This window comes from Telluria sp. ZB4P37 (assembly GCF_059685855.1).
Genome location: NZ_JCASID010000001.1, coordinates 558,425 through 571,726, shown reverse-complemented (window position 1 = coordinate 571,726; position 13,302 = coordinate 558,425). Strand labels below are relative to the sequence as shown.

The window sequence follows — 13,302 nt, the reverse complement described above, 5'->3', positions numbered from 1 at the left end:
CCCGGTATCGCGGTAAACGAAAAACAGCGCTGTCCTGCTGGACAGCGCTGTCTTAGGCTAGTGCACCGGTATTACGGCGCGATTGCCGGCGCCAGGGGCTGGCGAGGAGTACCGCCGCCGCCGATGCTCGTGGCAGAGTTGTTATTCACCACGTTCAGGGCCTTGGCCAGACGCTGGATGTCGCGAACCCATGGTGTAGCGGCTTGCACTTTCTGCTCCATATCGAAGCCCCAATCCGCCTTGAACTCGTTGCGCTTGGAACCGTCAGGACCTTCTTCGGCATTGAAGTCGAAACCAGGTGCATACGTGTCATCGACAATGTAGGCGCCGTAGTTCTGCAAGGTCCAGGCGAGCTGCTTGGCAGGCTCGGTTTCCAGGCCCAGCGACGCGATCGAAACGGAGGCCGGAAGGGCGAGCAACGCACCCATCTTCATCGCCGTGTTGCCATTGCCGTTGGCGGTACCGTAATGGCCGACCGCATAGCTATCGGACGTCACCGCAGGCCAACGCGAGCAAGCTGCGCGGGTGGTGCACTTGTACAGAACCTCCTTGGCATACACGTTGATCTTGAGCGCGTGACGCGGACCGGTCGTCGAACCTGGACGCAGCTCGCCGAGACGGATGCTGCCGCCGAATGCCGACAGGCCGGAACCGCCGTGTGCACCGGTGATGCCGGTACCGTACAGGTCGACATTAGCAAACTTCGCCATCGAGGTTGCAGGACCGCCAGCGGTACAGCGAGCCAGCGGCTGGGTCTGGACCACGGTACGGCGATCCGGCATCAGGAAGGTCGCGGAGCTGTTCATCGTGCTGTGCGGCACCACATAGGTGCTTGGCATCGGCACTTGCATCAGCAGGCCACCCGTCGCGCCGCAACGGTTCGTCCCGGACCAGGCTGCGCTGCTCAGGTTGATGTTCACCAGCGGTGCAGTCGGCTTGAGAATGATCTTCTCCGGATCGAGGCCTGGCATTTTCGCCCAGATATTGTTACCAGGATTAGCAGAGATATTCGCAGGAACATAGACTGCGCCGCTACCGATCGGCATGTTCCAGATGCTGTTGCTTGCAAATGGCTGCTTCAGGGGATCACGCGTACCGGGGCCTGGCGCAGGTGCCGGGGCTGGCGCCGGTGCCGGGGCTGGTGCAGGTGCCGGCGCGGTCGTTGTGCTGCTGGAATAGCTGCATGATTTCACATATCCGCTGGCCGGATCGCCAAACACTGCATTGGTACATTGGACCGGACCGGTCAGGCTTTTCGTGACGAACCGGGTAGCCGTACCGTAACGGATCGTACGGGTACCCGAGTACGAGCAGGTGCTGCCTTCCGATGCACAGGTAGTCCACGTCAGCGTCGTTGGCGCGGGAGCCGTGGTGCCAACCTGCGTGGAGGAGTAGCTGCATGACTTGCCATAACCCGGGGCCGGGTCGCCGAACACGGCATTCGTACATGGGGTCGTGCTGGTCAGGGTTTTAACGACGAAATTGCTTGCCGTGCCATAACGCACTTCTCGCGTGCCGGAGAACGAACAGGTGCCCCACTCGGTGGCGCATTGCACCCAGGATGCAGGCGACGACGTCACCTCAGCCAGGCTGCGGCTGGATTGCGTCACAGGCGAGGCGGCTGCATCAACAGCGTCATCGGCCGAGGGAGCAAGGTCGCTGGCGACAGGAACGACGGTGTCCGGCGTGTAATTCTGTGGCCTGACTGCGGAGACTTCCACTTCGGCAGAGGTTTGGCTGGCTGCCGGGCTTGAAGCAGATGGGTCACCGGTGCCACCGCATGCGGCAAGAAGGGCAACGACAGGGGTAAAGAAAACAATCTTCGACTTCAGTTGGAATCGATTTGCTTGCGTTTGGAATGGCTTTGAGATGATCACTACTATTTCCTTACGTTACATGAACAAGAGCAACGTCTGAGGCTTGCCCAACTTCATTAGTTCCGAACATAAAGGAAAAAAAATTTCTGTTGCGATATTTTCTACATGAAAATGAATAGTAGGCTGACAAAATTTATTGCTTGCTCTATTCCGCCATCCTCCTATGAAAACTACGATCGGCAGTAATGGCTGAGTTCATAAAACTTGTCATTACACCTGAGAAAAAATTCCCAAAAAAAAATGAGCGCTGGAAAAGCGCTCATCGAGAAAAGTAACGGTAGTCTTATCAAAAACCGTTTCCTAATTGCGAATCAATTACCTTACGTCAATAGGAATAGCGTCGAAGCCGTGGACGCACTGATCAGGATATCCTGCTGATGAAAGTCTTCCGTATTCTTCATCAGCACAATCATTGGGCGTCGGGAACGTGGGCCTTCGAGTAATGGCCTGTCTTGTGCATCCGGTGCACCTGCGTCTATGATTGGCCAGCCGCCAGCGCGATCCGCCGGCGGATTCGTTGGACCTCCTCCTTATCCCCAGCGGCCTCGGCACGTCGCGCTTGCAAACCTAGCCAGGCCAGCAGAGGCCGTCGCCAACCCTGCGCGGACGCTGTGTCGATCGCCAAGACGATGCCCTCGGGAGTCAGGTGGCCCGCCTTGAAAAGCGCACCGGCCGCAACGAGGCGCGCCAGAGGATCGGCCAGTCCTGACATCTGCCTGCCGGCAAGCACGGGCCGGTGCTGCTCGGGCAGCAGCGCCGCGTCCAGTCCCTGCCAGCGGCCGTAAAGGTAATCGGCATACGCGCGTTGGGCTGGTGTTGCCTCGAGCGCGAGCGCGGCGTAACCAGGACAGTCATCGAAATCGAGGCTGGCCACCTGCGCCGCGCAGCGCACCAGTTCGACCTGGGCTACGTAATCCGGCCGACCGGTACTGGTGGTAGCGCTGCGCGCATCGCGGAATTCGGACTGCGCCGCTGCCGTACTCCCCTTCAGGTAATCGTCGACTGAAGCGTCGAGCGAACCCTTGGCATTGGATTGCCAGTCAGGCGGCAATGGCTTGCTGGCGCAACCGGCGAGGAAGGCGGCGGCAAGGAAGGCGAACATTCTCATGGCAGCTTGATCTCCTGGTTGCTGCGGGCGAAGGGCCATTTGCGGTTGATCTCGTCGACCAGGCGGTTCACCTTGCGCAGGCTGGCATCGACTTCGCCGCGCAGGGCGCCCAGGTCCTGGGTCGCCACGCGCGCATTGGCGCCGACCGCCTGCGCCTCGACCAGCACCGCGTCGACTTTCTTGAGCGTGGTGCTGGCATCAAGCAGCACCACGTGCAGCTGCCGGATCGAGGCCTGGGCGTCGTCCATGACGCCGTCCTTGCCGTAGACCCGGCGATCGGTTTTGTCCAGCAAGCCGTTGATGCGATCGAGCGCCTCGCGCAGCTTGCGCGCCTCCGCGTCGCCACCCAGCACGCCGCCCAGCACCCCGCCGGGGCCGGACATACGGCCCGTAACGCTGTTGATGTTGGCCAGGCTGGCGTTGATGTCCGAATCAGTCGCCGTCATGGTCTCGAGGTTTTCCAGCAGTGCCCGTACAGTGGCCACGATGCGCGGGATCTCGGCGGTGGCGTCGCCGCGCAGCACCGAGCGGACCGAGTTCGGCGGAAGCGCCGGGTCGTTGAGCAGGCCGGTGAAGGCGCGCAAACGGGTTTCGCCAACGATGCTCGACTCCAGCGTGAACACGCTGGAGGTGCGCAGCCACTTGGCGTCCTTGCTGGTGACGTCGACCAGGATGCGCACCTTCCCGTCAGGGGCCAGCTCGACCTGGTTTACGCGCCCGATCGGGAAACCCGCGAAAGTCATGTCCATGCCGGGAATGACGCCCGAGGAGTCGTCGGTCTCCAGCACCAGCCGCTGGGTGGGCTCGAACACCCCGCGCGCGTGCATTACATAGCCGATGAAGGCGGCGATCAGGATGCCGATCGCGGCCAGCAGGATCATCGCCTTGAGTTCAACGTGTTTCGGTTCGTCCGGCAGGGGTTCTGTCATCTGGGTCTCTTGTTCACATGTATTTCAGCGCGAGCGAAGCCGCTTCGATCACCAGCAGCACGAACAGCAGGCGCAGCGCACCCGGCTGCACCGTGAAGGCTGCGCGGCGCGGATAGCGCTGCAGCTCGAGGATGGCGGCGGTCGGAATGAGCGCCACGGCCAGGCCGAACAGCACGGTCTTGAGCACGAAGCCGATCGTGATGGCCGGCGCGAACACGCGGCCGACGGTGCGGGTGTAGTCGCCCACGCCCCAGGGTGACAGGCCGTAGACGTTCAGGTAGGCCAGCACCAGCACGATGATGCTGGTGACCATCGCCAGGCTCAGGACCGCCACCGCATTGGCCAGCAACTGCGGCACCATGTGGCGCCGCATGCGGCGCAGCGCCTCGTCGTTGGCGGCCTGCGGCGACATGCCGGCGCGCGCCAGGCCCAGTGCCGAGGCATCAAAAGCCATGCTGGCGCGCAGGGCCACGAACAGCGCCGCGGCCAGCGGGATGAGTTCGAGCACCAGCACCCGCACCACCATCTCCAGCGCGAAATGCGACAGGCCATAGCTCTTGGCCGTGACCAGCACGATGCGGATGATGACCAGGCTGATGAGGGCCGAGGCCAGTGTGAACCAGGGCAGCACCTGCCAGGTGCTGGCGTAGATGTGGCGCGCCGCGGCCAGGCGATTCTCGCGGTTGTAGGTCGAGGGCGAAAGCGCCATCACGATGGCGACCGCGCCCAGGTGCACCATGTACCACCAGCTGCGCAGGTAGTGCAGGACGGCGAGGCCCCACAAGCTTGGTCTGGCGTAGAGGTTGAGGGTTCGGCGCATGGTGTCAATATGATACAGATTTAAGTTGGTGCTTTGAAATTTTGTATCAAATTGATACTGCGGCGGCTGCTCGTCGACCTTGGATTCCCGCCTGCGCGGGAAGTCATTTCCGGCAGTGCCGGAAATGACGGGTTAAGGCTGGCCAGGGGCGACGCTGTTGTGGCCCCTCACCCGAAAACCGCCGTTCCCGCGAAGGCGGGACCCCAATGTTTGCAAACCTACTGTTAACGGCATCACTGCCTCCGCGCCTCCATCACCCCACTCACCTCCCCGATCGCCGCCAGCGCCTTCTGCAGCTGCGCCGTCGACCCGATTTCGGCCGTGAACACCATGCGCGCCTGGCCCCTGGCGCTTTGCGAAGCCACGCCGGTGACGTTGATCTTCTCGCGTGAGAATACCTCGGAGATATCGCGCAGCAGGCCCTGGCGGTCGTTCGCCAGGATGAACAGGTCGACCGGATACACGGTCTCGGAGCCGGCCGACCCCCAGGCGGTCTGGATCACGCGCTCGGGCGCCTTGGCGCGCATCTCGGCGAAGTTCTTGCAGCTCAGGCGGTGGATCGAGACGCCCTTGCCGCGCGTGACGAAACCGACGATCGGATCGGGCGGTGCAGGTTTGCAGCACTTGGCCAGCATCGTCATCAGGCCTTCGGTGCCGACCACCAGCACACCCGACTTGGCGCCCTTTTCCACGCTCGACGACAGGCTCTTGTTGACCACGGCCTCATCAACCGGGGGTGGTGCGGCAACCTCGTCGTGCAGGGCCGCTTCCACATGGCGCAGGCTGAACTTCTCCTTGCCGACCTGGATGAACAGCTCGTCCACCTTGGCGAAGCCCAGCTTGTGCGCCAGCGCTTCCAGGTTGACCGCGGTCTTGCCTTCGCGCTGCAAGGATTTTTCCACCAGCGCCCGTCCCTGGGCGAGGGTCTCGGCCTGGTCCATCGCATGGAACCAGGCGCGGATCTTCGAACGGGTGCGGCTGCTGACCGTATAGCCGGGGCTGAGCCAGTCGCGCGACGGCCCCTGGTTGGCGCTGGCGCCCTTGGCCGTGATGACCTCGCAGGTCTGGCCGTTGCGCAGCGGGGTATTGAGCGGCACCATCACGCCGTCGATCTTGGCGCCGCGGCAGCGGTGGCCGACTTCGCTGTGCAGGTGATAGGCGAAGTCGATCGGCGTGGCGCCCACCGGCAGCTCGATCACGCGCGCCTGGGGAGTCAGCACGAAAATGCGGTCGTCCAGCGCCGCCGCCTTGAGCTTCTCGACCCATTCCTTCTGCTGGTCTTCCTGGCCGGCGACGACGTCGGCCACGTCGCTCTTCCAGGCCAGCAGCTGGCGCAGCCAGGCGATCTTTTCGTCGTATTTCTGGCTCTTGAAGTTGGACCCGCCCTCTTCCTTGTAGCGCCAGTGCGCGGCGATGCCGTATTCGGCGAAGTTGTGCATCTCCTGGGTGCGGATCTGCACTTCGAGCGGGCGCGCGTCCTCGGCATTGACCACCGTGTGCAGCGACTGGTAGCCGTTGGGCTTGGGGCGCGAGATGTAGTCGTCGAATTCCTTGGGGATCGGGGTCCAGATGTTGTGCACGATGCCCAGCACCGTGTAGCAGGTCTTCACATCCGGCACGATCACGCGGAAGGCGCGTACGTCGTACAACGACGAGAAATCCAGCTCCTTGCCACGCATCTTGTTATAGATGCTGTAGATGTGCTTCGGCCGTCCTGACACTTCGGCCTGGATGCCGGCCGCCGCCAGTTCGCCCTGCAGGCGCGCGATCGAGGACTCGACGAAGCCTTCGCGCTGCAAGCGTTTTTCTTCCAGCATCTTGGCGATGCGCTTGTAGGTCTCGGGCTCGATGAAGCGGAACGACAAATCTTCGAGCTCCCACTTGAGCTGCCAGATGCCGAGCCGGTTGGCCAGCGGCGCATAAAAGTCGAGCACCTCGCGGCCGTAGGCGCGGGTGACGTCGTCGAAGCGCTTCTGCTCGGCGAAATAGCGCAGTCCGGCGGCGCACGAGGCGAGCCGGATCAGCACCACGCGCATGTCCGAGGCCATCGCCAGCAGCATCTTGCGCAGGGTCTCGACTTGCGCCGCGGCCTGCTGGGCGGCGTTTTTACCGCCGCCGACCTGCTCCTTGCCGGCCGTAAGATCGCGCAGCTTGACCAGCTGGTAGACGCCCTGCACCAGGTCGGACACTTCCTTGCCGAAGCGTTCTTCCAGCGAACCCGCAACCTGCTGATCGGCCATCGCCAGCTCGAACAGCAGGCCGGCAATGCGGGTCTCGGCATCGGTGCTCAGGTAAGCCAGGGTGCCGGCCACGCCGAGCGAGAATTCGAGCGCATCCTGGCCAGATGCCGCGCAGCGCTCGCCATAGGCGGTGCTGGCGTAGTCGAGCGCGGCCTGCACGCGTGCGCAGTCGTCCAGGCTGAGTCCCTGGACGATACCGGTGGTGGCGTCGACAAGCAGAGCGGTTGAAACCATCGGCTCAGCGCAGCGCGGCCGTGACGCAGACTTCCACGAGACATGCGGGATTGGCCAGCTTGGCTTCGACTGTGGCGCGCGGCGGGGTGTGGCCCTGGGCGACCCATTCGTCCCAGACCGCGTTCATGCCGGTGAAGTTGGCCATGTCGGAGATAAAGATCTGGCAGGTGAGGATGCAGGACTTGTCGCTGCCCGCTTCCATCAGGAGGCGGTCGACGTGGCCGAGGACTTCGCGCATCTGGCCCTCGATGTCCTGGGTGGTGTCTTCGGCGATCTGGCCGGCCAGGTAGACGGTGCCGTTGTGGATGGCGGTTTCGGACAGGCGCTTGCCTACGTGGAGACGTTGGATTTCCATGGTTGCTTTCTTCTGTTCTAAAAAAGGGGGCTAGTCGCCCAGTAAAAATTCGCGTGCGATGGCGATCTGCCCGGCCTGCACGAAGGTCGGCGCGTGGCCGACTCCCGGGATCTCGACCAGCCGCGCCCTGGGGCCGCGCGCGCACATCTCCTGCGCGGTCTGGTGCGACAGCAGGTCGGACAATTCGCCGCGCACCAGCAGCGTCGGGCAGCGGATCGCATCCCAGGCCGCCCACAGCAGGGCTTCATCCACCGCGGCGCGCTCGGGAGTGATGGCGCGGAAGGGCTGGGCCAGCCCGAGGTCGTAGTGGCGCACCCACTGGCCATCGGCATCCTTGCGCAGCACGTCCTTGGCCAGCTTGAACCATTCGTCGTCGCTGTGCGGGCCGAACGAGGTCGACACCGTGCGCACATAGGCGGCGCCCGCATCGAAATCAGGGAAGCGGATGTCCTGCCCGATGTATTCACCAATGCGCTGCACCGCTCCCTGGTCGAGCACCGGGCCGATATCGTTGATGACCAGCTTGCGGATCGGGCTGTCCTCGAGCGAGGCCAGCACCATGCCGATCAGGCCGCCCATCGAGGTGCCGAACCAGTGCACGCCGGCCGCCTCGTCCTGGGCCGTGACGCGCGCCACCAGGGTGACCATGTCGGCCACGTACTGCGGCACCGTGTAGAAATCAGGGTTGCGCAGCCGGCTTGACCTGCCGCGGCCGACCACGTCCGGGCAGACCACGCGGTATTCGCCGCACAGCGCGCGCGCCAGGTGGTCGAAGTCGTCGGCCACGCGGGTGACGCCATGCACGCAGACCAGCACCTTCGGGTTGAGGGGATCGCCCCACTCCTTGTAGGCCATCCGGTGCAGGCCGGCGGGGGAGCTGCACTGCACGCTTCTTAATCTGGCTTCGGTCATCCCCGGCTCCGTCATGGCAATATTGTCGGTCAGTTCACTGCAATGCATCATTTTACGCGGCGTTGCGATTAGAATTCTACCAATTCTGTAGAAGCAACCCGATCACCTTCACCTTGAGGATGCAATGAAATCGAGTATGTTAAGTGGGAAAACGGCCCTCGTCACCGGTTCGACCTCGGGCATCGGGCTGGGCATTGCCCGCTCGCTGGCCGAACAGGGCGCCAATATCGTGTTCAACGGCTTCGGCGACGCCCAGCAGATCGAGAAGCTCTACCTCGAGGTCGGCACCGAGTTCGGCGTCCAGACCGCCTACCACAACGCCGACATGTCCAAACCAAGCGAGATCGAGGCGATGATGCGTTTTGCCGCCGACAGGTTCGGCGGTGTCGACATCCTGGTCAACAATGCCGGCATCCAGCACGTGGCGACCGTGGAAGAGTTCCCGCCCGAGAAATGGGATGCGATCCTGGCGATCAACCTGAGCTCGGCCTTCCATACCACCCGCTTCGCGCTGCCCGGCATGAAGCAGAAGAACTGGGGCCGCATCATCAACCTGGCCTCGGTGCACGGGCTGGTGGGATCAAGCGGCAAGTCGGCCTATGTCGCGGCCAAGCACGGCCTGGTGGGCTTCACCAAGGTGACCGCGCTCGAGAACGCGCACACGGGCATCACCTGCAATGCGATCTGCCCGGGCTGGGTGCTCACTCCGCTGGTGCAGAAGCAGGTGGACGACCGCGCCGCCCGCGAAGGCCTGTCCAACGACGCCGCGCGCAAGGCGCTGCTGGCCGAGAAACAACCATCGGGCGAGTTCGTGACGCCGGATGAACTTGGCGCGCTGGCGGTGTTCTTCTGCAGCCCGGCGGGTGACCAGGTGCGTGGCGTGGCGTGGAATATGGATGGTGGGTGGGCGGCGCAGTAATCCCGTCGCGGCATCATCCCGACTGGTTGAACGCGTGGGCAGGAGGACCTGCCCACGCCACGGACTAACGGGTTTCGTGGGGTGGGCGGGGTCATTCCGGGCATGCCCGGAATGACGAACGCGCGGTCGAAGGGCCTGCGCATCACCTAAAACAACAATAACGAGACAACTGCATGAACAGCTGGACGCAAACACTGGCATTGGCCGCCCTCGCACTCTTCGCCGCCGCCGCGCATGCCGCCACTCCCCGCCCCATCCTCCTCACCGCCGACCGTGTCTGGACCGGCGACGGCCCATCCCAGCGCAACTGGGCAGTGCTGGTCTCGAAAGGCCGCATCGACGCCGTCGGCCCGCTCGACCAGCTCGCCATCCCCGGCGACGCCGAGCGCATCGACCTGCCCGGCAAGACCCTGGTCCCCGGCCTGATCGACCTGCATTCGCACGTCCTGCTCCACCCGTATAACGAAACGACCTGGGACGACCAGGTCATCAAGGAGCCCATCGCCTACCGCATCATGCTGGCCGGGCGCCACGCCAGCGCAACCCTGCAAGCCGGCTTCACCACCCTGCGCGACCTCGGCACCGAAGGCGCGGACTACGCCGACGTCGGCATCAAGCGCGCCATCGACGAAGGCGTGGCGCCGGGACCGCGCCTGTTGGTCGCCACGAAAGCCATCGTCGCCAGCTACAGCTACGGTCCGGCCGAACGCAGCTACCGTCCCGACATGGAGCTCCCCTACGGCGCCCAGCCGGCCACCGGCATCGACGAAGTGACGAAGGCCGTGCGCGAGCAATCCGCGCGCGGCGCCGACTGGATCAAGATCTACGGCGACTACCGCACCGGCATCGACGGCACGGCGCGCCCGACCTTCACGATGGAAGAAATGAAGGCGATGGTCGCCGCCACCCACGTCACCGGCCGCAAGGTCGCCGTTCACGCCACCAGCGACGACGCGATCCGCATGGCGGTGCTGGCCGGCGCCGACACCATCGAGCATGGCTATGGCGCTTCGGAGGCTACGTTCAGGCTGATGAAGGAACGCGGCACCGCCTACATCCCCACGCTCACCGCGCCGGAAGCGACCGGCGAATACTTCCAGAAGCACGTGCGCGGCGGCGCGCCGACGCCAGCCATGCAGCAGGCGCAGCGCGCCTTTGCCCTGGCGCGCAAGGTCGGCGTCATCATCGGCAACGGCAGCGACGTCGGCGTGTTCGCGCACGGGACCAATGCACGCGAGCTGGAATGGATGGTTCGCCTTGGCATGACGCCGCTGGAAGCGATGCGCGCGGCGACCACCGTTGCCGCCGACATCCTGGGCAAGTCGAAGGAGCTGGGCCAGCTCAAGGCAGGCCTGCTTGCGGACGTGGTCGCGGTCGAGGGCGACCCGACACAAGATATCGGGGCAGTGGCCAGGGTGGGTTTCGTGATGAAAGGCGGCGAGATTTACCGCCGTCGCTGAGCCTCGGTCGGTGATGACCGTGCCGTAAATATCTGATATAAGCCCTGCGGGTATCCACAATAGATGGCGCAGGCCGAATCCGTGAAGATGGCAGCTCTCGAACTTCTCTTAGAAGAGTTGCAATGAAAAAGCCTTTCTACCAAATCCTGTATGTCCAGGTGCTGTTCGCCATCGCCATGGGTGTGTTGCTCGGGGTGTTCTACCCTGAACTCGGCACCAAGATGAAACCTTTGGGAGACGGCTTCATCAAACTGATCAAGATGATCATCGCCCCGGTGATCTTCTGTACCGTGGTCGCCGGTATCGCCGGCATGCAGGACATGAAGAAGATCGGCCGCGTCGGCGGCAAGGCCCTGCTCTACTTCGAGGTGGTCTCGACCCTCGCCCTGGCCATCGGCCTGGTGGTGGCCAACGTGATCAAGCCGGGCGCCGGATTCAACGTCGACGCCGCCCACCTCGACGCCTCGTCGATCGCCCAGTACACCGACAAGGCCAAGAGCCAGAGCACGACGGACTTCGTGATGAATATCATCCCGAACACCTTCGTGGATGCCTTTGCCAAGGGCGACATCCTGCAGGTGCTCCTGGTGGCGATCCTGTTCGGCTTTTCGCTGTCGATGATGGGTGAGCGCGGCCGTCCGGTGACCAAGATGATCGACGACTTCTCGCATGCCATCTTCGGCGTCGTGAACATCGTCATGAAGGCCGCCCCGATCGGCGCCTTCGGCGCGATGGCCTTCACCATCGGCAAATACGGCCTCGATTCGCTGCTGCCGCTGGCCAGGCTGATGGGGTCCTTCTACCTGACCTGCTTCCTGTTCGTGGTCGTGGTGCTCGGCACCATCGCCAGACTCACCGGCTTCTCGATCTTCCGCTTCATTGCCTACATCAAGGAAGAACTCCTGATCGTGCTCGGCACCAGCTCGTCGGAAAGCGCCCTGCCCGCCCTGATGCGCAAGCTCGAGCGCCTCGGCTGCTCCAAGCCGGTGGTCGGCCTGGTGGTCCCGACCGGCTACTCGTTCAACCTGGACGGCACCAATATCTACATGACGATGGCCGCCCTGTTCGTGGCCCAGGCCACCAACACCGAGCTGACCCTGCTGCAGCAGCTGACCATCCTGGCCGTCGCAATGCTGACCTCCAAAGGCGCATCGGGCATTACCGGCGCCGGCTTCATTACCCTGGCCGCGACCCTGGCCGTGGTCCCGACGATTCCAGTGGCCGGCATGGCGCTGATCCTCGGCATCGACCGCTTCATGAGCGAATGCCGCGCCCTGACCAATTTTGTCGGCAACGGCGTGGCGACGGTGGTGGTGTCGAAGTGGGAGAAGGAGCTCGACGTCGAGCGCATGGACGCGGTGCTGCATGGCCGGGTGCCGCTGGGCGACGACAAGAACCTGGAGCCGGTGCGCGCGGCAGCCTGAACCTGGCCGCCCCGGGCCGCGAAAAACGCCGAGTGACCCTCGGCGTTTTTTTCGTCCTGCGGCCTGGTCAGCCCAGGCTTGCCAGGAATTCCCGCCATAGCGCGGCAAGCGGCCGGCCATATGCGGTCTTGAAGGCGTCGCCAAAGGCCTCGCGCCGGCCCAGCCGCCCCAGCAGCTGGCGGAACGCCGCCGGGTCGGCATCGTGCAAGAAGGCGACGAACAGGCGGGTCTGGCTGTAGTAGGTGGGAAACGCCATCCGATCCGGCAGTACCAGGTAAGGCTTCCACAAGGACTGGGCATCGACCGGATCGAAATGCTTTCCGTGGCGCAGACCGACTACCACATTGGGCTCGTACGCGTTTCCCCTGCCGCCACCGTTGGAAGCCCAGGTGGCCAGGCCTTCCGAAAACCAGGCCGGGAGGCGCGCCATGGACAGGCTCCCCAGCTGCTGCGCCAGGTTCAAATGCGACATCTCGTGGGTCAGGATGTTGTGCACCCCGTCCGGATGGCCGAGCGCCACCGGCGAGATATGCGCCCCCCCGAAGATCACCACACCGGCCGCCCCGGGACCGGCACTGCTGTGGCGCGAAAAGCTCTCGCGGCTGGCATAGGTATGGATGCGCACCGGTTCCGGAAAGCGCGCGAACTGGGCCTGCTCGATGGTGGCCAGCGCTGCGGGCAGCGCTGCCGCGACGCTGGCCGCCAGCGCTTCCGATCCGGGCTCGCACAGGACACGCGGGTCGGGCGTGCAGGCGGTGAACGCAGAAGTCGGCTGCAGCAGCGCGACGGCGCCGCGGCCGATATGACATCCCCCCAGTCCGAGCGAGAGCGCCAGCATCACGCCTGCGCGGTACGGCCTGACACCCATTTTCAGCATGGAAGCTCCGGTAGACATATCAAAGGCCGAGCATATTACATATAGACCATATTGTCTAATAAAAACCCGTTCGGTGGAATGCTGGAACACGCCCAGCCTATGAGGCGAGCATAAATCGCGGACGCGACACAATAACGCTAGACATGC

At 63.8% G+C, this 13,302-nt stretch carries 11 protein-coding genes; 3 read left to right on the top strand and 8 right to left on the bottom strand.

Annotated elements, in window-relative coordinates; all coding sequences use genetic code 11:
* Positions 1–71: 71 nt before the first annotated feature.
* The 7 genes from AC56K1_RS02845 to AC56K1_RS02815 form a co-directional block, all read right to left on the bottom strand.
* Positions 72–1,877, bottom strand: coding sequence for a hypothetical protein (locus AC56K1_RS02845; protein ID WP_497156319.1), 1,806 nt, complete (start codon positions 1,875–1,877; stop codon positions 72–74).
* Between the two features lie 475 nt (positions 1,878–2,352).
* A complete protein-coding gene (locus tag AC56K1_RS02840; RefSeq protein ID WP_497156318.1) occupies positions 2,353–2,985 on the bottom strand; it encodes a hypothetical protein in 633 nt (210 codons plus the stop codon).
* Entirely contained in the window at positions 2,982–3,914 is a 933-nt protein-coding gene (locus AC56K1_RS02835) for an MlaD family protein (protein ID WP_497156317.1), read from the bottom strand. The genes AC56K1_RS02840 and AC56K1_RS02835 overlap by 4 nt, the downstream gene beginning before the upstream one ends.
* A 13-nt stretch (positions 3,915–3,927) precedes the next feature.
* The gene (locus tag AC56K1_RS02830; RefSeq protein ID WP_497156316.1) at positions 3,928–4,734 is read right to left on the bottom strand and encodes an MlaE family ABC transporter permease; all 807 of its coding nucleotides are present in this window, start codon (positions 4,732–4,734) and stop codon (positions 3,928–3,930) included.
* 233 nt (positions 4,735–4,967) lie between these two features.
* The gene (locus AC56K1_RS02825; protein WP_497156315.1) at positions 4,968–7,208 is read right to left on the bottom strand and encodes a RelA/SpoT family protein; all 2,241 of its coding nucleotides are present in this window, start codon (positions 7,206–7,208) and stop codon (positions 4,968–4,970) included.
* Positions 7,209–7,212: 4 nt separating this feature from the next.
* Positions 7,213–7,563 (bottom strand): RidA family protein, encoded by a 351-nt coding sequence (locus AC56K1_RS02820; protein ID WP_497156314.1) that lies wholly within the window; start codon positions 7,561–7,563, stop codon positions 7,213–7,215.
* A 30-nt stretch (positions 7,564–7,593) separates the two neighbouring features.
* Complete coding sequence (locus tag AC56K1_RS02815; protein ID WP_497156632.1) at positions 7,594–8,475, bottom strand: alpha/beta fold hydrolase; 882 nt, start codon at positions 8,473–8,475, stop codon at positions 7,594–7,596.
* Between the two features lie 124 nt (positions 8,476–8,599).
* On the opposite strand from AC56K1_RS02815, the gene AC56K1_RS02810 reads away from it, so the two are divergent.
* From AC56K1_RS02810 to AC56K1_RS02800, 3 genes are all read left to right on the top strand, one after another.
* Complete coding sequence (locus AC56K1_RS02810; protein WP_497156313.1) at positions 8,600–9,394, top strand: 3-hydroxybutyrate dehydrogenase; 795 nt, start codon at positions 8,600–8,602, stop codon at positions 9,392–9,394.
* A 173-nt stretch (positions 9,395–9,567) separates the two neighbouring features.
* Positions 9,568–10,854 (top strand): metal-dependent hydrolase family protein, encoded by a 1,287-nt coding sequence (locus AC56K1_RS02805; protein ID WP_497156312.1) that lies wholly within the window; start codon positions 9,568–9,570, stop codon positions 10,852–10,854.
* Between the two features lie 122 nt (positions 10,855–10,976).
* Positions 10,977–12,278, top strand: coding sequence for a dicarboxylate/amino acid:cation symporter (locus AC56K1_RS02800; RefSeq protein ID WP_497156311.1), 1,302 nt, complete (start codon positions 10,977–10,979; stop codon positions 12,276–12,278).
* 67 nt (positions 12,279–12,345) lie between these two features.
* Here the strand turns inward: AC56K1_RS02800 and AC56K1_RS02795 are convergent, their stop codons facing one another.
* Positions 12,346–13,155: a hypothetical protein gene (locus tag AC56K1_RS02795; RefSeq protein ID WP_497156310.1), complete on the bottom strand. Its 810-nt coding sequence runs from the start codon at positions 13,153–13,155 to the stop codon at positions 12,346–12,348.
* Positions 13,156–13,302: the final 147 nt, after the last annotated feature.